Here is a 22,628-nt window from a genome sequence, read left to right on the forward strand (position 1 = left end):
TCTTGTTGCATTAATAAAGCGGATTGATTTATGAAAATCAATCCGCCAACAATGGAATCAGACGAGCTTATGTTCAGGTATTTTAGCCTTCACTTTATGTTCATAAATTGAAATGACTAACGTGAAGAGACCACAGAAGAGCAGTCCAAAATAATAGCTTATGAGACGCCAAAGCAACATTGCAGCGCCTACAAAATGAGTTGTAAATACCGATCCAAGCACCATTGAAAAGCCTACTTCTGAAGCACCTACAGTCCCAGGTATCGGCACAAAACTAACGCACATATATAGTATTGCTTGGAGTGTGATCACTTTTAAAGGACTGATACCGGAAAGATTTAACGCTCTATAAATTACATAAGTAATCCCAAAGAATAAGGTTACCTGTAATATGCTCAAAATAAAAAGAACAAATGTCTTTTTAGGATCTGATTTCAACTTATCTATTCCCTGTTGATACTCTTCAACAAAGCCTACCCATCTACTTTCAGATTTTTCTCGACTCTTAATCAATTTGATATGTGAGAGCAGTGCATTTATTTTTTTACCTAAATATTTAATCCAATCTGGCTTGAATGCCAAAAAGATAATTAGCGAAAGACCTATGGTGTTAATCACGAGTCCCAATGCTAGGAATCCTGTAATTAAGCTCATTTCGTTAAAAATATATTTGAAATTTAAAATGGAAAGTACAAGTGCATACAGCGTAACAGTCACTTGAAATACGAGAAACTTGCCAACTAAAACCGCAGTCCCGTTGCTGGTGGAAACCTTATGCTTACGAAGCAATAAGAGTTGAATCGGTTGTCCCCCACTGGCAAAAGGTGTAATATTGCTATAATACTGACCAATTAAAGTCGTTTTTATTGCTATCCAAGGAATATGCTTTCTATCGACCTTGTCATCCACATGATCAAGTAATAAACCAATCATTAGAGACTCCAGTCCCCAAAATCCAAACATCAAGCCAATGGCCCCTGCTATGTAGCCGATTTTAACAGTTTGAGCTACTTGCATCATTTGAGACACATTGATTTGTCGCTTCAATATTAAAACCGTAACTCCTATCAATATAAGCATAATGGTAAAATTAATCCACTTTTGTTGTCTCGTCATGTTTTGATCCTCTCATCTAACAGCTCTTAGAATGGCTTCAGCCTTAAATTCTTTTTTGAGCTCATACATATTGGATTTCAACTGGAAAAGCTTGACATCATCATTAATAATATTTTCAATTTCATCTGCAAAGTGTGTTTTACGATCTAAAATAATACCGATTTCACGATTTTTTACAAACTCAATATTAGCATGTTCTTGTCCTACTGTTGTCTGCTGAATAAGAATTGGGATTTCTTTGTTAATCGCTTCAAAAAGTGTCACCCCACCTGGCTTAGTATAAATAAGATCTGAGGCTTCCATAAGTTCTGCAATATTAGAGACATATCCAAGAATTTGAATATTTTTGTAAGATTTATCTGATAAGGCTTCTGCAAGTTCATAATCTGTACCTGTCACAATTATAAATTTCGTGTTTTCCACACTTTCTAATTGTTTCAATAGCACGTCATCAAATTTAATTTTACCCATGGCACTGGCCATTATGAGTACTTGCTTCATTTGTGTATGTGATGCGGTACTCTTTTCTACCTTAAAATCAGCTCCCACTGGAATTCCAGTGACGAAAATTGAGTCTTTATCAATACCTTTTAGTCTCAATAAATCCTTTACTTCAATAGAGGGCACAAAATACTGATCTGTACCTTCATGTACCCATTCCCAACTATCCACAACATCTGTAATAACCGTCATTAGAGGCACGTTGCAGTTGGTTTTCAACTTATATCTAGACATAAACCCAGAAGTCATTGGAAAAGTACTGATCACTATAGAGGGTTGCTCTCTATCCATGTATTCTTTGAAGCGTCGATTATACCTTGCATAAAGCAACTCATCAATCAGATTCTTGCGACTATCCTTCTTATAATTATAAAAGAAATTATAGAGGGTTTCAAATTCTCTCGTCAAATAATTGTAGATACCTTGCGCAATTTTTTTATATGAAGGTTTAATAATATCAAAGATGTCTACAATTTCGATGGTATAATCCAGATAAACACGTTCAATTTCTGATTTTAAAGCCCTTGAAACCGAGTGATGTCCCATCCCAAATGTTGCAGTAAGAATCACTATTTTTTTCTCGTTCATTTGAGCCTCCTAATTGCTCTCATATTTCTTATATACTCAATAATAATTTGTATGCTTGTTTGTTTAAACAACATTTGAGCCATCCTTTGATGCCTCAAACCGATTTTCGCTGACGCTGTTTGAGGTTGAACATCCCTCAGCACAGCTTTCGGCTCAAATCTTGTTGTTTTAAAAAAAAGATGAAGTTATGTTTTACTATAACTTCATCATATAAAATGAATATTAGAACAACGTCAACTCTCCATTAGAATTCAATTAAAATTTTGACATTTATGCATTTTGAGCAAAATTGAGTACATTATATTGCTATTTTTTCATACAATTGCGTATCTATTCTTGCAATCAGTTCAGTGGGCTTGTTTACATGATATATAAATAATTCATGAAGTGCTCTTGTAACAGCCACATATAAGAGCTTTATGTGAAGCGGATCATCTGTATACGGGTCCATATGAGAGTCCAATATGATCACTGCATCAAATTCAAGTCCCTTGGACAACTGAGGGGTGAGCAGTGTGATGCCTCCTTTGTAATGTTCCTCATGCCCAGTGAGCAATTGAATAGCCTCCGTCATCAACGCACTCATTTTATCATGAACAGATCTGCTGCTTAATTCTGTCTTGCACATGATTGCAACAGATTTATAGCCACTTCGTCTTAGTGCCATTATGCGTTCACAGACATCGGCAATCATGCTGTCCTCATCACCACATGATATCAGACTGGGTTTACGCCCTGCCCTCAAAGCCGGTTTTGCCAATACAATATGTGCGTCATTTAATGAAGAGATCACTGCATTGCCAAAGTCTATAATCTCTTTTGTGGAACGATAGCAAATGCTTATGGTCTTATAGGTCGTCGCCTTGGGTTTGAAAACTTGCTGTGTTAATTCACTCCAATTGGAAATACCTCTATAGGCATTAATGCCTTGTGCAACATCCCCAACAACTGTAAATGAATGATTTGAACTCATCATGGTCAACACATGCATCTGAAGAGGATTAAAATCCTGTGCCTCATCTACGATAATGTGTGTGTATTTTTTGAGAAGTTCTGATCCCTCCACTGCAAACTTTAAATAGAGCAAAGCTGGAATATCTTCATATTCTATTTTGGATTTGACAACATTCTGAGTATATTGGATGACGGTACGGATTTCGTCATTGGAGAGAATCCCCTGAGCATGCTTTTCTAAAAGCGTTACATTGCCCAGTAGATTCAAAAGAAGTTTTTCAATATTTAAATTCTCCCATTTGGCAAGATAGGCTTTAGGAATCTCTTTGATGCTCTCGTTAAGTGTTCCCAAGTAGTTTATCTTTTGACTGGCAATATTAGAAATCATTTTTTGACGTGTTTGTTCGTCTAATTCTGAGTCTGATTTGATGTTTATAATCTTACGGTCTAAATGACTTATAATTCTGTTCTCGAGTTTTAAAAGTCTATCTTCAATAGTATCCTTAATGTATCTGTATAGCTTCTCTTTTCTCTTGGCTAAAGTCATATAAGCATATTGAGTGCTAAAAAGCGTCTCCAATTCTTCATAGGTATACAGCGTTTTTCCTAAGACTTCTATAGACGTTTTGGGTAAAGCCTCTTCCAAAAGTTGAGTCACATAATGATCCATAATGCGTTTCAATTTCATGGAGCCTTTAAACGAAGAAATATATTCAAGATTTTGGCGCCCTTTATCTCTTTGATCCAAATCTATGAGGTCTTTGAGCTTATTCATTTCTGTTGTTGTTGGCAAAGTCTTTCCAAATGCTTTCTCGAATAACATTTCAAAAGTCACTTGCTCAATATCATGAACGCCAAGATCGGGCAGGACGTCACTTATATAGTCTAGAAACAATCTGTTCGGGACAATCATTAAAATTTTCTCTGCTTGAAACAGATCTTGATAGGTATACATCAAATAGGCAATTCGGTGCAGTACAATGGTTGTCTTACCACTTCCAGCCACCCCTTGGATAATTAAAATACCATCTTTTGGAGCTCTGATAATCTGATTTTGCTCATCTTGAATTGTGGTGACAATGTCCGCAAGTCGGTTATCTTTCTTTTCCCATAACGCCTTTTGTAAAAATTCATCCATTGGTGTGAGTCCTTTATCAAATATATTGATCAGTTCTCCATCAATAATTTCATACTGTCGTTTTAATTCCAAATCACCTATTATAGTCCCTTCTGGCGAGTTGTACATGACTTCACCAATTTCGCCACTATAGTAGATGCCCGCCAGAGGTGCACGCCAATCCAAGACCACAAGCGCTTTCGTTTTTGGATGATCTACACTTGTTTTACCAATGAGATAGCTCTCTTTGTCCTTACCAAGTTCGCAAAAATCCACCCTGCCAAAATACGGTTTCTTCGCTAACGTCTCTAAGATGTTCAAACGGTTACTGTCTATCTTCCGTAATTGCTCAAGTACGTTAGGGTCAGCAATGACCTCTTTAGCTAATCTACCGTAATCTTGAGACTTAATAATTAATTCTTCACGCTCTTTCGAGATCATGTTTTGAATCATTGCCAGTTTCTCTTGTTCATGTTCGTAATCAGGATGTTCCTTTGCATTCATTACGATACCTCCTTTTGATTCCATGTGATGTCAGCCCTATTCAATTGTAATTTGTCCCTGTTCCACGTCTCTACAAACGCAGGAATTATATCATATCCTTTCAAATTTGAAAAATCAACAATTAAAATCATTATGTAATAAAAAATTAAATAAACCAACGCAAAAACAATTCCATATAGCCCTATAAAAAGACAAAAATAGCACCCCACTATAAGAGAGTGCTATTATTTATGATTGAATTCTAATTTTTCAATTTTACTTGCTTATTTACTTGTTTTTATATGATTCTGCAAGTTTTGTAAAAGCTGGCAATGAACGCTCTATCATCTCCATATCTACACAGTAAGAAATTCTAAAATAACCCGGATATCCAAAGCCACTTCCAGGTACTAGAAGTAAATTGTACTTTTTAGCTTCCATTACAAATGCAACATCATCTTCAATCATTGCCTTTGGAAAAAGATAGAAAGCACCATCTGGTTTTACCATTTCAAATCCAATACTTTTAAGATGATTGTAAAGCACGTCTCTACGTTTTTCATATTCCTTGATATCAACAGAATCATCCAAAGAATCCGCTATGACTCTTTGCCATAGTGCAGGTGCATTTACAAATCCCAAAGTTCTATTTGCAAAAGAGAAGCCGCTCATGAGCATATTGGTATCTTCTATTTTACTGTTCATTGCAATATAGCCAATACGTTCTCCTGCAAGTCCAAGTGATTTAGAATATGAATTCACAATCAGAGAATTCTTGAAGATATTGTGCACATTAGGTGCCTTCATGTTATCATAAATAATTGCCTTGTAAGGCTCATCAGAGATCACAAAAATCTCATGTCCAATTTCGGCTTCTTTTTTAGCCACAATTGCAGCCAATGCTTTAAGGCTTGCCTCTGAATAAATAACCCCCGTTGGATTATTCGGTGTATTGATGATGATTGCTCTCGTTTTATCTGTGATCTTTGCTTCTAGTGCCTCAAGATCTGGTTCAAAAGTAGCTGGATCAGTGGAAACTTCAACAGGAACACCGTTGTTATTTTTAATATAAAAAATATATTCTGCAAAATAAGGTGCTATAATGATGACTTCTTGACCTGGATCCAAGATCGTTCTCATGACGACATTCATACCACCAGCCGCACCTACTGTCATCATCACGTGCTCATGTGAAATCGGTTCAATGATATCTTTATTGATATCTTCTGCAACTTTTTGTCTCACATCTGGAAAACCTGCATTGTCCATGTACTTATGTGTCCCGAGTTCATCAGAATTAACAATTTCTCTCAGCTTAGCAACAACTTTTTTAGGCGGTTCAAAATATGGATTACCAATACTATAATCGTACACATTATTCTCGCCGTGAATTGCTTTAAGTTCAGCACCTTCCACAAACATTTTTCTAATCCAAGATGACTTTTTTAAATTTTCTTCCACTTCTCTTGAAATCATTGTTACCTCCTTTATTTGAATGTATTTTCACATAAATAAGCTATTTCTATAAAATAAATAAACTTTGATTATCTATATATGATTATATCAGAATGAATTGTATTTGCAATTTTTTTGTAGAGATTAAAATAATTTTGTAACTCTAAAAATTTTTAAGGATGCCGCTTTTTTTGTAAAAATTAAGCCTCTGTACAGATAAACTCTATCTGCCAAAGGCTTTTTAATAACACGATCTGGTTGAGATAACACTAAAGTTGTGCAATTCTCGTTTGTTCAAGAATCCAATGATCCACAATTTCTGCTCTCTCCTGATCAAATATTCCAATTTTAGCGTAATCGTCATATAGACTAATCACTTGACCGCCATTTGTCTGAAGGCGTGTTAAGTTGACACGTTCATATATAGACATACGATCATTTTCCAAAGATTGAACACCAGTAGTCGATAAAGTCACTAGGTCACCTTTCTTAATTTTATTCATCACAATCCCTCCTTCAGTCACTATGTTCTTATTATTATAAAGTTTATCTTTAAAAAACTTTATTTTATTAATCTGACATTTAAATCATTATATCAGACTCTGAAGAAAAGGGAAGTACTTTTTATAATTTTTTTTTAAATAGAGCGCTTTTATTTCGCAAACTTTATAATATCGCCAATTTCGCTTGGATGATCGACAATATAATCTGGGTTAAGCTTTTTCAATTTGGATAAATTCAGTATGGTCCATGACACCAGACAGGTTGAAACACCTGCATTTTTTCCCGCTTCTATATCATGTGCGCTGTCGCCCACCATGAGCGTATCCTCTTCGCGGACACTATAATAAGCACAGATCTTATGAATCCCTTCTGGATTAGGTTTTGCACGAATGACATCCTGTGCACTGAGATAGTACTCGAAATAACTTTCAATATGATATTGTTTTAAACCCTTTTCCAGTCCATTTCGACCCTTGTTCGTTAAAATGCCGCATTTGACATCATTATTCTTAAGCGTTTCAAGCAAATCATGAACGCCTTCGAAAATCTGGGTGCGCGACTCTTGGTTTGCTCTGTAATATTGTCTGTAGAATTCAGTCATTGCTTCATATTTTGTCTCTGATAAATCTTTCATCTGCTGTTCCAGAGGTTTTCCAAGTATCAATTCGTATTCATCACTGCTGATTTCAGAATTTCTAAACTTTTTTGAAGCTTCATTTAAACTCTCTTTGATGATATCATTGGTGTCCATAATCGTTCCGTCAAAATCGAAAATAATTAATTTGTACATTTTGGTTTATACGCAAAGCGTTTTGCCTTTGCTCTCCTTTATTTTTTTTGATATTATAGGCTTTCTCAACAAGAGATAGGATAGACTTGCTTGCACAAAGTCTATCCTAATAGACTAACAATGTCAATATCGCTTTATCACCGAGTGCTTCTTGATATGACACACCTACAATCTCATTCTATTGCCCACTAAAATAGCACCAATCCCATGACTGGTGCTACCTTTTATAAAGTCTTCCCTTTATGAGAATACATCTTATCATAATGCATCTTATCATAATACATCTTATAACAATGCCTCAGATAATATTTCACCTAAGATTTTAATGCCCTTATGAATTTCAGACACAGTACTGTTCGAAAAATTTAGTCGCATGGTATTTTTTTTAGGTATGTTCGGATAGAATGCCTCTCCTGAAACATAAGCTACTTTTTGCTCAAGCGCCTTTGGCAATAATGCTTTTGAATCTATGCCTTCTGGAAGTTCAACCCAGAGAAACATGCCGCCAGCTGGTTTGGATGTCTTCACACTCTTTGGGAAATGGAGTTCAATGGCCTCTATCATAGCATCTCTTTTTGTCCTATATAGGCTTTTGATTTGATCAATCTGCTGGTCCATATTATACTTTGAATAATAATTTTCAATCATATATTGAGAGAACTGATTCGTATGAAGATCGAGGCCCTGTTTTAAAATAATGTACTTGGAGAGGTATTTCTCATCAGCACAGATCCAGCCCACCCTAAACCCTGGGCATACAATTTTAGAGAAAGTGCTCAGATAGATCACGCGACCTTCCGTATCGAAACTCTTAATGGGTGCATAGGCTTCCTGATCATAAGCAAGTTCAGAATAGGGACTGTCTTCAACGATCAATACGTCATATTTATTAGCCAAATCTACCATTGCCCGACGTCTTTCTATGGTCATACTTCTCCCTGAGGGATTTTGAAAATCCGGAATCGTGTAGATAAATTTTATTTTTTCACTTTGTAATTGCTTTTCCAAATGATCAAGTCTCATGCCCTCTTCATCCATATCGATCTCTACAAATTGAGGCTGATAGGGCTTAAGAGCACTTATAGCGGCTAAATAAGTCGGACTTTCACAAGCGATCTTATCCCCCTTATTTATAAAAACTTTTCCACAAAGATCCAAGCCTTGCTGTGATCCTGTTGTGATCAGAATATTAGAGATGTCCGTGTTTACATGTCTCTTTGCCATAATGTCCTTAATCAGTGTTCGAAGTTCAGCAAGCCCCTCTGTGGTGCCATATTGCATCGCTTTATAACCGTGCTTGTCAATGACGTCCACTGCAACACCTTTCATTTCCTCAACTGGAAATGCATCTGGCGAAGGCAAACCACCGGCAAATGAAATCATCCCCGGTATTTTAGTAAGTTTTAACAATTCTCTTACATCTGATGCTTTCGCTTCTACAGCGACTTTCGAAAAAAATTCTACCATATTCAACCTCCTTTAATTAGACCCATGGGGTATTCCGTTGCATGTGTATTTCCATGGGATTTGTGCCTTTCATAGCGGCATTTATAGCGTGCATGAGGCGCTTAATCCCTTCTATAATCTCTGTATCTGACGGTGCCGAGTAGTTGATTCTAATATAATTTTCACCTACTGTACCCCCTGCAAAAAAAGGTTCTCCCGGCATGATCAAAACTTTATACTCACTGCATTTTTGAACAAATTCATTCATATTTAAATTTTGGGGCAATCTACACCATATATAAAAGCCACCATTGGACGGTGTGATTGCCATCTCGGGTACATCATAACTTTTAATCGTATCCACCATGAGTTTTTTATTATGTCTATAAATGGGGATCAGACGAGCCATATGTGCCTCTAGGACTTTGTTTTTTATCAATTCTATCAACAAATATTGTCCCAAGGTATTCGTGTGAAGATCCGATATCTGCTTAAGAGATCCAAATGCTTCTATTAGTCTCTCATCGGATATCACCCAACCTATTCTCAGTCCCATGAACATATTCTTGGATATAGTGCCGATGTATGTCACATATCCAAAGCGATCCAGAGCCTTGAGCGCAGGCATTTTAGGGCCTTCAAGAACTATATCTGAGTATGGATCATCTTCTAAAATCGGAATACGATACAAATAAGCCAATTCTAATAGTTGGTTTCGACGCTCTATGCTCAGAGTGACACCAGACGGATTCTGATAAGTGGGAATTGTGTATATAAACTTCGGTCTGTACTTGAGTAAGTATTTTTCTAAAATGTCTACGCGCATGCCCTCATGATCAATTGGTATGCCAACCACTTGTGCGCCATAAGCCTTGAAAATTTCAATGGCGCCTAAATAAGAAGGTTCCTCCACAATCACCATATCCCCCGGTTTTATTAAACTTCTTGTAAAGTATTCTAATCCCTGCTGAGAACCAGAAGTAATAATCACCTGATTTATATGTGCATTAATACCCTTCTGCTTCATACGGCTTGCTACGAGTTCTCTAAGCTCATAAAGGCCAAAGACGCTAGAGGCACAAAATAGTCTTTCACCATATTTTTTAAAGCAGAGGTTCATTATTTTTTCGATTTGATCCACATCGATTAAAGACGCGTTGACAAAGCCACCTGCTAAGGTGATCATTTCTTTTTCATTTGCCGAATTCATCACTTTTTTGATCAAACTTGAATCATTTTTATAAATATCATGATTTAAGAGCTGTTGCCACTGTAACCTTGGCACAAAAAGATCTCGATTTTGCATTTCTTTAGAAATTTGCCCCTGTACCACAGTGCCTTTACCTGTTTGCGATAAAATGAACCCATCTGACTTAAGTTCCATGTAAGCCTTGTTGACAGTGGTTCGATTGACCTCTAATATCTCTGAAAGTTTCCTTTCAGAGGGTAAAGGATAACCATTCGTCCATTCACCCGATATAATCTTCTGTCGCATTTGATTGACGATCTGCCTATAGATAGGCGTTTTAGAATTCTTGTTAATATGAATATTCATGTTCCCAACTCCTTAGTGGACCGATCCAATTTTATAATAACAATATCATATCCCATTGAAAACATCCAATTTCAAGAATTGGATGCAGACCAATTTTCACAAAATAAAGGCATCTCTTCATTAGAATGCGTTGTAAAAGAATGCGTCATAAATCGGTACAAGATTTTACTTCGATACAAAATTTCAAAAAAAATGGCCAAAACAAATCTTTATCAGTTTGTTTTAGCCATTTTCAATTAGGGGTTATTTTGAGCCTTACCCACTAATATCTATAAGTTGTTATTTGGATTTAAGTTGTCTTTACTTTGTAAATAAGATCAATTACCGTGCCATCTCTGTATTCGACCACACCAACGATTTCATCTGTGTATGAAATATGATCTGGTTTCCCAGTGAACTTTTCAACGAGTTTAAGATGATCTTCTATGGATAGGGTTTTAATACCGGCTTGATCTAACATGTTTTGAATATCTTGACGCTTGGGATTGACACTGATGCCGCGTTCAGTGACAAGAACATCAACGGTATCGCCAGGCGTTACAATATTAGTCACTTTATCCACCACAATAGGTATGCGCTTGCGCATGGTTGGTGCAACAACAACGGTTAACTTCGCACCTGCTGCAGTATCCGGCGCACCACCAAGTGCCCCCATAATTAAACCTGTGGAACCCGTCAATGAGTTTATATTAAACTGTGTATCAATTTCAGTAGCTGAAAGAATCATAACATCCAATTGGTGCGCTGAGCAAGCTTTATTGTGGGGGTTAGCATACATAGAGGCAGACATTTCAATATGGTTTGTATTATCTCTAATGGAGTCAACCGCCATGACATCAAATGTTTGTGTGTCCAACAGAGCTTTAAAATAGCCCTGCTCCAAAAGCTCTACTAAATAACCTGTAACCCCACCTGCTGCAAAACTGCCCACAATCTGATGTTCTGTCATGTAATCTTTTAAATATTTGCAAACCGCTAATGAAGCGCCTCCTGATCCAGCTTGGAAAGAATAGCCTTCCTTAATATAGCCAGAAGCAACGAGGACTTCAGCTGCACGTTTCGCAATCAATAAATCCGTAGGATTTTTAGTCACACGTGTAGCACCGGTTGCAATAAGTGCTGTATCGCCTATACTTTCAACTTCAATAATATAATCTACATACTGCATAGGAATGGCAATTTTACTGAGTGGAAACGGACAGATATTGTCCGTGATAACCACAACCTTGTCTGCATACTGAGCGTCAACCATTGGATAACCCATTGAGCCAAATGCAGATTTTCCTTCAACGCCATTCATATTCCCCATGGGATCACATGCAGACGCCCCTATAAAGGCGATATCTATTTTAATTTCTCCAGCTTCTATTGCTCTTGCTCTGCCACCATGCGTTCTGAACACTACAGGTTTCCCTAAGATATTTTCTGTGGCTTGTGCTTTACCAATTTTACCGCGTAGACCAGATGTATGCAATCCTGTCACTACACCGTTTCTGATGTGCTCAATAAGGGGTTCATGTGCATTCGTCAAGGAAGAAGCACAGATGGTAATATCCTTAATCCCCATCTCTGCAATTTTATCCATAACCATATTTACAATATAATCGCCGTTTCTCAGGTGATGGTGAAAAGAAATGGTCATGCCATCTCGAATACCTGATTTTTCAAGTGCTGCCTCTAGATTAGAAACGATCTTTGAGTCCCCGGGTTTTGATGAACTCAATTTGGGTCCATATCTATGGGCAGAAGGTGCTGTAGCAAAAGGTCCAGCATAGGGTTTAACCGTACCATAACCTTCTATATAACTCGGAAAAGTTTTATCCAGACTCATATGCTCACACCTCCTATTTGAATACCTGCACCTACTGCCAATTCTAAAATGCGCTCCGCTTTTGCAATGACAGGTATGTCAATCATTTTACCATCCACGACGATGACGCCGCCTTTTTCAATATCTGCATTCCTTGCGGCTTCTATAATCTTTATAGAGGCTTCAATATCCTTTGAATTCGGTGTATAGATTTTATGAACCAGTTCAACTTGACTTGGATGTATGCAAGATTTACCTGAGAAACCCAAGTTTCTAGCACTTTCTACTTCCTTAATAAAACCTTCTTCATCTTTGACATCCGCATAAACTGTATCAATGGCATCTACGCCAGCAATGTTTGCATTCAATGCAACGGTGCTTCTCGCCAAAAAGAGTTCATTGCCCGCCTTAGTGCGATCTGTGCCCAATGTTCTCGTAAAATCTTCTGCGCCAAACGAAATAGAAGTGACCCTTGGAGAGGCTTGCGCTATTGCCAACGAATTCACAACGCCTTTTGGGGTTTCAATGGCACATTGAACCTTAACAGACCCCACCTCGATATTGTGAGCTCTTTCAATTTCAGTTAATAATACATCCAAATCTTTCACATCTTTTTCAGATTCGCACATAGGCAATCTCAATCTCTTGAGTCCAGCAGGTACAAGTGCTCTGACATCATCTTCACCAAAATCAGTATATAATGCGTTTATGCGGGCAAAGACCTCTACTTGACCATAATCGATCGCTTTCAGTGCTTCTACCAATAAATCTCGCGCAGCTACTTTTTCGTTAAACGGCACCGCATCTTCCAAATCGAAAATAATGCAGTCTGGTTCATAAATCATCGATGTAAATAAGTGCTTAGGTTTATTGGCTGGACAAAATAACATCGTTCTTCTCAGTTTTTTTTTCATTAGTTCACCTGCTTTAAAGCCGCTCTAACAGCGGTCTTCGTGCGTGCCTTAATTACAAAATCCAAGGCACCAAAATCTTTGACTTCTATGATTGCATTTTCAATATTCATTTCTAAACAAGTCTCTCTAACGGCAATCTCTATCATCCTTCCAAATAAAGGCTTATTCTTTGATTTTAAATTGACTACAATACCACGACCTTCTAACAAAACGGACACCAATACATCAGAGGCATCTTCTGTTCCACACATTGCTCTCATTACGCTCCTCCTAGCTGCAAAATCTATGCGTTAGCACGTGTTTCTTTATAGTAGTTGATGAGACATCCTGAAACAATGATATCGCGTTCATCTTTCGTAAGTGCATCTATATTAATTTTGAAAGGTGTTACTTCTTGCCCTACGATATAAGCATCCATTGTAGCATTCCCTGCTAAAATAGCTTTTTTCAAATGAGGTATAAACACATAATCATCCATTTTAAATTGTGGTTCTTCCTTGATGATGAACGGTACCATTCCCCAGTTAATGAGGTTAGAACGATATCTCTTTGTCGCATACTCATGTGCAAAGTTAGCCCATGCCCCAAGTACTTTTTGGCAAGATGCCGCATGTTCTCTGGCTGAACCATCTCCCGGTTTCTTAGCAAAAATAGAGCTACCATAAGAGACATTATCAGCACTCACTTCAAATCCAGCCGTTTTAATTCTTGCAAAGACATTTTCAAATGCGGTTTCATCCGAATTCAATAAGGCTTCTGACTCTGTTCTAATTTCCTTTGCACGGTTGACATATTGAGGATCTCTCCTTGAAAGTGTGAACTCAGAAAGCTTATAAGGATCTGATCTATATGAAGAAGTTTCACCTGATGGAATCAATTCATCTGTTGTTGTCACCTCATCAAAAATCATTGAAGAAACTTTGAGAAGCATATGCTCTTTCATAGGAGGCATAGCTGGCCAATCTTTAATGCTAGGTCCCATTAATAAACTTTTCTCAGTTTCAGGGTGAGCAAGGCCATTGTAATTGCGTTTTTCATAAATGCTCTTATCAAATTTATAGTCTAATTTTTTATAAGCGGCCTCTATTTCATCAGCGCCAGTGAGTTTACCACCATTCATAGCCGTTGCTGCTATAGACTTCGCATCCATCAGTGCAACAAAAGACATCTGGTGACCCCTCGGTTTCGAGCCTTCTCTATTTGGGAAATTTCTAGTGGTATGTCTTATTGAGAATTCATTATGTGCAGGTGTATCTCCAGCACCAAAACATGGTCCACAGAATGCAGAACGAATAATGGCACCTGCATCCATCAGTTTGCCAATTGAACCATTTTCAACAAGTGCCCTGTAAGCAGGTTGACTCTCCGGATAGACACTTAGTGAAAAATTGCCATTGCCAATAGAGTTACCTTCTAAAATATCAGCCGCAGCGACGATATTATCAAAAGTACCACCGGAACATCCTGCAATTACACCTTGATCCACATAGAATTCACCATCTCTGTACTTGCCCAGTAAATCCACATCGCACTCTCCACCACAAAGTGCTCTGGCTTCATCCTCAATTTTCTTGAGAATTTCAGGTGCATTTGCTCTAAATTCTTCAATGGTATAGACATTGCTCGGATGGAAAGGCAAAGCTATTGATGGTTTGATTTCGCTCAAATCAACATAGACCATACCATCGTAATATGCAACGGCTTTTGGATTAAGCGCTTTAAAATCATCCGCTCTGTCATGAGCTACAAAATATTCTTGAACTTTTTCATCAGTACACCATATTGAAGACCAACAAGTGGTTTCAGTTGTCATAACATCAATGCCATTTCTGAATTCAATATCAAGTGCGGAAACGCCATCACCGATAAACTCCATCACCTTGTTTTTTACATAGCCATTCTTAAAAACTTTTCCAATAATCTGTAACATCACATCTTGCGGCCCAACACTAGCTGAAGGTTTTCCCGTTAAATAGATTGCAATTACCTCAGGACGATTGATATCATAAGTTTTACCAACCAACTGCTTAACCAGCTCTCCGCCGCCTTCTCCAACTGCCAGCGTACCAAGCGCACCATAACGCGTATGAGAGTCTGAGCCCAATATCATTTTGCCGCAACCTGCCATCATTTCACGATTGTACGAATGGATAACAGCCAAATGTGGCGGTACATAGATCCCACCATATTTTTGCGCAGCGGATAACGCAAACTTATGATCATCTTCATTGATGGTGCCCCCCACAGCACATAAAGTGTTATGACAATTTGTTAGAACATAAGGTATTGGAAATGTCTCCATGCCACTTGCTCTTGCTGTTTGAATAATCCCCACATAAGTAATATCGTGAGAAGTCAATGAATCAAATTTCAATTGTAAAGCCTCATCTGAGTCTGAAATATTATGCTCAGAAATAATGCCATAAGCCATTGTACCTTTTTGAGCTTCTGTCTTTGAAGTCACGTAATCATACTTTGATTGGATCTCTTCTAAGGCACGAGTTGAATCTTCAACAATTTCAGTACCATTGATCACATAGGCACCGCGATCATACAATTTAATCATAGAAATCTCCTTTAAATAATCATTTTTAATCCCTTTGCAAATCTATAAGCTGAATCTTTTGCTCTTATTAATTCTATGTTATAATATGTCTTAATATATGTAAAATAATTATATTCAATAGTCACTATAGTTTTTGCCTATAGTTTATTGTTTTCTGAGAGAGGTGTAAATATGAGATTAGCTGATTTTAAATATATAAGAGCCGTTGTCGAAGAGGGGAATATTTCAAGGGCTGCATCAAAACTTTATATTTCACAGCCTTCTCTAAGCAATGCCATCAAAAAAATTGAACAAGATCTTGGCGCTTCCATTTTCTATAGAACTAAAAATGGACTCGTCCTAACTCATATTGGCACTAAATATTTTATGATGGCAAACAGTGTTCTAAAAATATATGCTGATTTTGAAAATGAGATTCAAGATATTGAGCAATTGGCAAATGGCCGTATTCACTTTGGCATTACAAATTATGTGGGCTCACTGCTTTTACCTTCACTTTTACCGACTTTTTCTGACATGGCTCCAAACATCGACATCACCTTTGAAGAAAACCATACTATGGAACTCATTGAAAAACTTAAGCTTGGTAAGATAGATTTGGCTGTCCTTCATATTGATAAAGTACAGAACGATGATGCTTCGTTCAATTTTAACTATATCAAATCCTCACGTTTTTTGCTGGCAACGCAAAAGAATCATCCCATCTGTTTAGATATAAAAAAGGATACCTCTTTCAAATATCCCGCTATTGATTTAAAGCTTCTTGAGAACGAACGCTTTATCTTAACCGATCATGATCAAATGAGCCGAACCATAGCGAGGCGGATTTTTAGAGCTTCTGGAATTACCCCTACGAAAACCCTGATCACACGAAACATTCTCACCGCTTCTAAGCTTGCAGAATCAGGTTTTGGGGTCACTTTCTTTCCTGAGATGTATCTCAAATTGATTAACTTTGAGAATAACATTGATCTTTACACGGTTGGCGATGATTCAATAACCAGCTGGGATCTTGTCGTTGCAACCCTTAATAACGATTATCAGCCTAGAGCTACGACTGCTTTTATTGAGCTCATAAAGGATTTGGCATAATTATCAGTATGTATTGAGATTCATGATGAACATGGGAGGACAAAATGAATTTAAGAGATTTTAAATACTTAGTGGAGATCGCCAAACACGGTAGCATTACAAAAGCTGCAAATGCCTTATTTGTCTCACAACCCGCCTTGAGTAAATTTCTCAGTAAATTAGAAGAGGACATCGGAAATCCATCATTTCTCCTCAATACTAACAGGTCAGTTCAATAATACATGAAATGACGTTTGTTAAATTTTTGTTCAAGCGCTTGATCAATTTTGATCTTATCATTGCATCTTTATAAAAACAAATACAAAAAATGAATAAGAACATAACCTAAAGTTATGTTCTTGTTTTAAAGTTGAACATTTATAACATAGAAAACCCCTCTTATAAAAAGACGTTGCTTATTCGGAGGCCTTATATTTTAATTGATCCCTCAATCGGGGTATCTCTGATCAATTCAATGAACAGTTCTACCAACTCTGGATCAAATTGAATCCCTGCATTTTGTTTAAGCTCTTCAAATGCTTGATTTCTAGACATCACCTGATTTCGATAGGGTCTTTCAGAAATCATGGCATCAAAGGCATCAGCAATAGAAACAATCCTTGCTAAAAGTGGAATTTCGTGCCCTGCTAAACCATGCGGATAACCTGTCCCATCGTAATTTTCATGATGATGCAATATAGTCAGTTTAGCCAAATGCATTGTCGGCATACCCTTGATGATCTCGTAACCGCCTTGGCTATGCCCTTTGATAATCTCAAATTCTTCATCTGTGAGTTTGCCCATCTTGTTAAGAATCATCTCCGGGATACCAATTTTTCCAATATCATGTAAAGTCGCTCCAAATTTGAGTTCTCTGAGTTCAATTTTGGACAAATTGTACCCTTGTCCAAGAATCATGGCAAAGTCCCTAACGCGCTCACAGTGATTCCCAGTATAATGATCCTTTGCTTCAATGGCCTTTGCAAGCAAAACTGCCATTGTATAATAATTCGTTTCAAGTTCATCGTTCAGAGCAGAAATTTCCTCTTCCCTTTCTTCAACTTGTATGCTCATCTCACTAACACTCTGGAAAACACGATTGAACTCTTCATAATGAAAATCGCCATGAGCCACTTTATAATGGCCTTCTGCAATATCCCCTGTTGTGAGCACCAAATGTTCCAGCGAGGTATCTACTCTCCTGACAATCCGTAAGATAAAAAACATTATGATTGGGATTGAGAGAATGGAAAAAAAAGCCATAGTCATAACGGTCCTCGTTACAGGTTTCACTATGGTATCGTTAAATTGATAGTACATAATATACCAATTATAATCTTGCAACTTTCTGTATTGCAAAATACACACATCACCAAGGTAATTGACCTTGCTTCTACTCAGTAAATCACCTTCAATTATTTTTGCGACATTGGTATCCACAGATCTCTGTTCGACGAGATCGTTATTGGAATGTCCAATATAAGTCCCATTTTCATCTGAAACCGTTATGTAACCATCGTTGACTGTGATTTTTTGCAATATGCTCTGAAAAGCTTCTAAGTTGAGGTATCCAATCATATATTTATCTTCAATCTTTCGAGCAATAAACATCGTTGAATGTTCTAAAAAGGGATCTACAGTCATCTCGCCGTATACCCTATAATTTTCAGAAGTGTGAATTTTCTTATAGACATTACTACTGCTCATATCAAATCCCACTGCGCTTGCATTAGAGGGAATCGTAGCTTCAATAATGCCATCTTCACTCAAAATGTCCAGACGTTCAATATAGCTCTCATCCTTGAGTATTGTTGCAATATTCGATTCAAAGTTCTCCTTTTCTTCACTGAACATTGTAGCGTAAAGATCGAGTTCATTCGTGGGGTGATCCATCGCATGGTTTAGCTGTAATTCCAAAATACGAAGCGTATCATCCGTCTTATCAAAAGCCATATTGGTCAAACTATTCCTCACAAATAGAGCTACAATACCCATTACAATCGTCATAAAAATCACGACATAGAGGAAAATATGGATTAGCAAATGGGTTTTTAACTTTGTATTTCTCATCTTGTGCCTACTCTCTTATGGGGACATATTTGCCATCAATGAGTTCAAAAAACATATAGCCTTTTGTATCATCTCCAAACGCATCAATTGAAAATTCTTCTTGTAATCCCTGAATCGTATTTGTATCTATAATCGCTTGTTTTACATCGGTCGGTGTCAATTCTTGGGCACCTTTAAGCCCTAAATACAAAGTTTGAAAAGCATCTGCTCCTAGCACACTTGCAAATGAGGGTTTATAATTGTATACCTTTTCAAAGCCTTCAGAAAAAGATAAATACATCTGCGATTCTCGTTCAGGATGATACACACCTATAAAGTGAGTGCCCTCTGCATATTTGCCCCCATTGACTATAAAATCCTTGGTCATTGACCAGGGCACTGAATAGATATTGATATTAGGCATCTCCTTTTTGACTCCCTGTACAAAATACGCAGAATCTGTTGCCTGACTGAGCAATAATAACGTACTTGGTTTTTCAGCGATCACTTGATTTACGATTTTTTTCAAATCATCTCTTCTGGAATCATAATCGATAATGGCTTTAGGGGCCATGTGGTTCTCAACTAAAATCTCCTGAACGCTTCCAGCAACTGTTTTCGTGTACTCTTGATTCATTAAATCACAAACGATCACCAGATCTTTTAAGTTGTGCTCTATGCAATGTTCACAAAATAAATTTGCCTGTTCAGAGTTGAGAGGTGCTGTCCTGATAATAAAATCATCCATACGTGAGAGTGCATCTGTCCCCATAGTTGGCGAAACAAACAGAAGTTGATCACTTGCCGATTGTTTCATGGCCTCTGCCATATTACTATGCATATGCCCAATGACAAAGTGTACATCTTCTTTTATAAATGCTTGATCCATTTCAAGAGCGGTGGCAGTATCTGCATGGTCATCTTTAACCACCAGTTCCAGCATTCTACCATTGATCCCACCTTTTTCATTAACTTGATTCATAGCATATTCAACTGCATTTCTGGCATCTATTGACAATTGAGAATTCTTGGAGGTCAAATCGCCTATAAAGCCGATTCTTATTGGTTTTTTTTCACAGCTGAATAGAATTACGCCAGAAAAGAATGCTATGATAATAAACATCAACACCATCTTGCTTTGATTGTGGTGCTGTGTGTGCCTATTATACAACTTGATATTCATAGCCACCTCCATTGTAACCATTATAAATTAATTATATCCATTTAGGAGGCAAATATATCTTAACATGCAGAAATAATTTTTATTTTAAGAAAAGTTAAAATCCAACAAATCCGATCACATCTTTTCAAGTGTTTCAATGCCTAATAGCCAGAGACATTCTTCAAGAATTTCTCTCGTAAGATTCAACAGACTCATCAATTCAGATTGTCTTTTTTTCGAATTATAGAGCACATGGACCTCATGATAAAGCGTGTTAAACGTCTGAGCCACATCAAATGCATAATCACATATTTTTGAAGGCTGGTACGTTTCAGCTGCCATATGGACCCAATCGCTAAAAGCGGCCAGTTTAATCATGAGCGCTTTTTCTATGGCCGTTTTACCGCTAAAATTTTCTGAGGCTTCTGTCTTCTGCTCTGAAAGCTTGTTGAGAATGGACGTCATGCGCACAATTGCATATTGAATATAAGGGCCCGTCTTACCTTCAAAACTCGTAAATTGCTCCATATCAAATACGTAGTCTCTATCGGTCTGATTCGATAGATCTGCAAATTTTAAAGCCCCCACACCGATTTTCAGTGCCGCTTGTGTTTTTTCTTCATGCGATTCCAACTGACTGTATTGCTCTAATTTTATCAGGGCACGCTTGGTAATCATTTCAATCAGATCACTCAAAGCCATCACCCCGCCATCACGTGTTTTAAAAGGCTTGCCATCTAAGCCATTCATTGTCCCAAAACCAATAAATTTCAGGTTGAGCGCTGGAGATACCATTTGTGAAATATGCGCCACTCTGAAAACTTGTTCAAAGTGCAACTCTTGTCTTTTATCTACTACGTAAATAATACCATCAAGATTTTTATCAAGTGTTCTCTGATAAATCGTTGCAAGGTCCGTTGTTGCATAGAGTGCTGCACCATTTGATTTTTGCATAATACAAGGCGGCATCGGCTTTTTATCTGATGCCTTGGCAACATGCACTACTTTTGCGCCCTCACTCTCCACGAGAAGTTTCATTTCGTCAAGATGCTTTAGAACATAAGGGATATGCTTTTGACTGTCGCTTTCTCCAAGCCACAGGTCAAAATGAACCTGCAATTGATCATAGTTTTTTTTAAGATCCGCTTTAGAAACCGTCATGATATGATGCCAAAGTGCCAGATAACCCTTTCGACCTTTCTGGAGTTCCACAGTTGCCTGAGCCGCTTTTGCTTTAAAGGCTTCATCCGATTTGCTCTTTATATTGGCCTGAGTGTAGAGTTCCGTCAACTCTACAATATCAAAAGGCGGTTCTTCTGGATACCCATCTAGTGTCGTTTCTTCAAAATAGGGCAAACTGGCATCTTTGAGTCGAACCATCTCTATGACATAGCCCATTTGGAGTCCCCAATCTCCAAGGTGAATATCCCCGATGACATTGTGCCCCGTAAAATAGAGCAATCGTATGAGACTCTCGCCAATGACAGCAGAGCGCAAGTGACCGACATGTAATGATTTCGCCACATTTGCGCCACCAAAATCAACCAACAAATTTTGAGGATTATCACTCGCTTTACAGCCCAATCGATCCATTTGATTCATTTGCTTTAACCGTTTTGAAACCCAATTAGCTGCAAGTTTTAGATTGATAAAACCTGGTTTTTCCGCACTGACTTCCAAAAAAGCGCTCTTCTTTTTCAATATTTTTGCAACTTCTTCTGCCAACACTAGTGGCTTTTTCGAGACACTTGACGCATGTTTCAGTGCAGAATTACATTGAAAATCACATAAATCCGGTCTTCTAGAATAACTCACTTCAATTGGTCTGGAAGAAACACCTGCTTCTTCAAATGCCATTGTCAAAATGGTTGATAATTCTTCAAGTAATGTCTTCATTGTGTTTCCTCCTTCTCAATTATTTTTGATTTTGTGTATTGTGAAATGTGCTTACTTTGATGCCCTCATCATAAAAAATGCCCCGTCTCAAAAAAGAGACGGAGCTTATCCGCGGTACCACTCTTGTTAGTGCAAAGCACTCACTCGAAACCTATAACGGGGTTACCGTGCTCATTTTGCTAGGCTCAATAAGCAACCTCAGAGGCCCTTTTCCAGAAAATTATAATCATGGGCTCACACCATTCCCCACTCGCTTGGATCTCATAATCTGTACTTTTCTCATCACAGGTTAATATTTTAATCATATTAGCATATATTTAAATCATTGTAAACCATAAAAACTTTCATTTTTGACAAGATGATGGACCCGCTGAAAAATGAAAAATATGGATTCCGTTTTAGTCACAGTGTTTACGAAGGCTTTATAGATGCTTACTCACAGGCATTGTAAACCCTGCTCTGTAAATTATATGCCATCGCAACTTCTGAGACAGTCTCGTCTGGAGAAAGCTCCATATTTTGGACAATATTGAGTATTACAGACCAAATTGACCACTTGTTCCGATGAGTGAGACCACCGGTTCCGATTTTTGAGATCACTCGGTACGGTGGCATTGACCACTTAATAAATTTAAAGTAAATGTGGGTATA

General features: G+C 37.6%; 18 protein-coding genes and 1 other annotated feature. Of the genes, 2 read left to right on the top strand and 16 right to left on the bottom strand.

What is annotated here, in order from left to right:
- Positions 1 to 57: 57 nt before the first annotated feature.
- The 12 genes from ISU02_RS13280 to ISU02_RS13335 form a co-directional block, all read right to left on the bottom strand.
- Positions 58 to 1,116 carry a lysylphosphatidylglycerol synthase transmembrane domain-containing protein gene (locus tag ISU02_RS13280; protein WP_194702319.1) on the bottom strand — a complete coding sequence of 353 codons (1,059 nt, stop codon included), beginning with the start codon at positions 1,114 to 1,116 and terminating at the stop codon, positions 58 to 60.
- Between the two features lie 12 nt (positions 1,117 to 1,128).
- Complete coding sequence (locus tag ISU02_RS13285) at positions 1,129 to 2,205, bottom strand: MGDG synthase family glycosyltransferase (protein ID WP_194702320.1); 1,077 nt, start codon at positions 2,203 to 2,205, stop codon at positions 1,129 to 1,131.
- A gap of 298 nt (positions 2,206 to 2,503) precedes the next feature.
- Positions 2,504 to 4,780 (bottom strand): RNA polymerase recycling motor HelD, encoded by a 2,277-nt coding sequence (gene helD / locus ISU02_RS13290; protein WP_194702321.1) that lies wholly within the window; start codon positions 4,778 to 4,780, stop codon positions 2,504 to 2,506.
- A gap of 267 nt (positions 4,781 to 5,047) precedes the next feature.
- A complete protein-coding gene (locus ISU02_RS13295; protein ID WP_194702322.1) occupies positions 5,048 to 6,235 on the bottom strand; it encodes a pyridoxal phosphate-dependent aminotransferase in 1,188 nt (395 codons plus the stop codon).
- A 248-nt stretch (positions 6,236 to 6,483) separates the two neighbouring features.
- Positions 6,484 to 6,717 (bottom strand): hypothetical protein, encoded by a 234-nt coding sequence (locus ISU02_RS13300; protein WP_194702323.1) that lies wholly within the window; start codon positions 6,715 to 6,717, stop codon positions 6,484 to 6,486.
- Between the two features lie 149 nt (positions 6,718 to 6,866).
- Complete coding sequence (locus ISU02_RS13305; RefSeq protein WP_194702324.1) at positions 6,867 to 7,508, bottom strand: HAD family hydrolase; 642 nt, start codon at positions 7,506 to 7,508, stop codon at positions 6,867 to 6,869.
- A 285-nt stretch (positions 7,509 to 7,793) separates the two neighbouring features.
- Positions 7,794 to 8,975, bottom strand: coding sequence for an aminotransferase-like domain-containing protein (locus ISU02_RS13310; protein WP_194702325.1), 1,182 nt, complete (start codon positions 8,973 to 8,975; stop codon positions 7,794 to 7,796).
- 16 nt (positions 8,976 to 8,991) lie between these two features.
- Entirely contained in the window at positions 8,992 to 10,509 is a 1,518-nt protein-coding gene (gene pdxR, locus ISU02_RS13315) for a MocR-like pyridoxine biosynthesis transcription factor PdxR (protein ID WP_194702326.1), read from the bottom strand.
- Between the two features lie 289 nt (positions 10,510 to 10,798).
- Positions 10,799 to 12,340 (bottom strand): citrate lyase subunit alpha, encoded by a 1,542-nt coding sequence (gene citF, locus ISU02_RS13320; RefSeq protein ID WP_194702327.1) that lies wholly within the window; start codon positions 12,338 to 12,340, stop codon positions 10,799 to 10,801.
- A complete protein-coding gene (locus tag ISU02_RS13325; RefSeq protein WP_194702328.1) occupies positions 12,337 to 13,233 on the bottom strand; it encodes an HpcH/HpaI aldolase/citrate lyase family protein in 897 nt (298 codons plus the stop codon). The genes citF and ISU02_RS13325 overlap by 4 nt, the downstream gene beginning before the upstream one ends.
- Positions 13,233 to 13,493 carry a citrate lyase acyl carrier protein gene (gene citD, locus ISU02_RS13330; protein ID WP_194702329.1) on the bottom strand — a complete coding sequence of 87 codons (261 nt, stop codon included), beginning with the start codon at positions 13,491 to 13,493 and terminating at the stop codon, positions 13,233 to 13,235. Before citD ends, ISU02_RS13325 begins: the two co-directional genes overlap by 1 nt.
- Before the next feature lie 23 nt (positions 13,494 to 13,516).
- A complete protein-coding gene (locus ISU02_RS13335; protein WP_194702330.1) occupies positions 13,517 to 15,799 on the bottom strand; it encodes a hydratase in 2,283 nt (760 codons plus the stop codon).
- Positions 15,800 to 15,970: 171 nt separating this feature from the next.
- On the opposite strand from ISU02_RS13335, the gene ISU02_RS13340 reads away from it, so the two are divergent.
- Together ISU02_RS13340 and ISU02_RS13345 are read left to right on the top strand one after the other, a co-directional pair.
- Positions 15,971 to 16,891 carry a LysR family transcriptional regulator gene (locus ISU02_RS13340; RefSeq protein WP_194702331.1) on the top strand — a complete coding sequence of 307 codons (921 nt, stop codon included), beginning with the start codon at positions 15,971 to 15,973 and terminating at the stop codon, positions 16,889 to 16,891.
- Between the two features lie 44 nt (positions 16,892 to 16,935).
- Positions 16,936 to 17,109 carry a helix-turn-helix domain-containing protein gene (locus tag ISU02_RS13345; RefSeq protein ID WP_194702332.1) on the top strand — a complete coding sequence of 58 codons (174 nt, stop codon included), beginning with the start codon at positions 16,936 to 16,938 and terminating at the stop codon, positions 17,107 to 17,109.
- A 190-nt stretch (positions 17,110 to 17,299) separates the two neighbouring features.
- Here ISU02_RS13345 and ISU02_RS13350 read toward each other — a convergent pair whose 3' ends face one another.
- The 4 genes from ISU02_RS13350 to ISU02_RS23760 form a co-directional block, all read right to left on the bottom strand.
- Complete coding sequence (locus ISU02_RS13350) at positions 17,300 to 18,940, bottom strand: HD domain-containing phosphohydrolase (RefSeq protein WP_194702333.1); 1,641 nt, start codon at positions 18,938 to 18,940, stop codon at positions 17,300 to 17,302.
- A 7-nt stretch (positions 18,941 to 18,947) separates the two neighbouring features.
- On the bottom strand, positions 18,948 to 20,102 hold the full coding sequence (locus ISU02_RS13355; protein WP_194702334.1) for an ABC transporter substrate-binding protein: 1,155 nt from the start codon (positions 20,100 to 20,102) through the stop codon (positions 18,948 to 18,950).
- A gap of 114 nt (positions 20,103 to 20,216) precedes the next feature.
- Positions 20,217 to 21,977, bottom strand: coding sequence for an arginine--tRNA ligase (argS, locus tag ISU02_RS13360; RefSeq protein WP_194702335.1), 1,761 nt, complete (start codon positions 21,975 to 21,977; stop codon positions 20,217 to 20,219).
- 91 nt (positions 21,978 to 22,068) lie between these two features.
- Positions 22,069 to 22,272, bottom strand: a binding site (T-box leader).
- A 137-nt stretch (positions 22,273 to 22,409) separates the two neighbouring features.
- The coding region (locus ISU02_RS23760; RefSeq protein WP_207736306.1) for a hypothetical protein at positions 22,410 to 22,628 on the bottom strand (219 nt) is incomplete at its 5' end.

This window comes from Fusibacter ferrireducens (genome assembly GCF_015352425.1).
Taxonomy (GTDB): Bacteria; Bacillota; Clostridia; order Peptostreptococcales; family Acidaminobacteraceae; genus Fusibacter_A; species Fusibacter_A ferrireducens.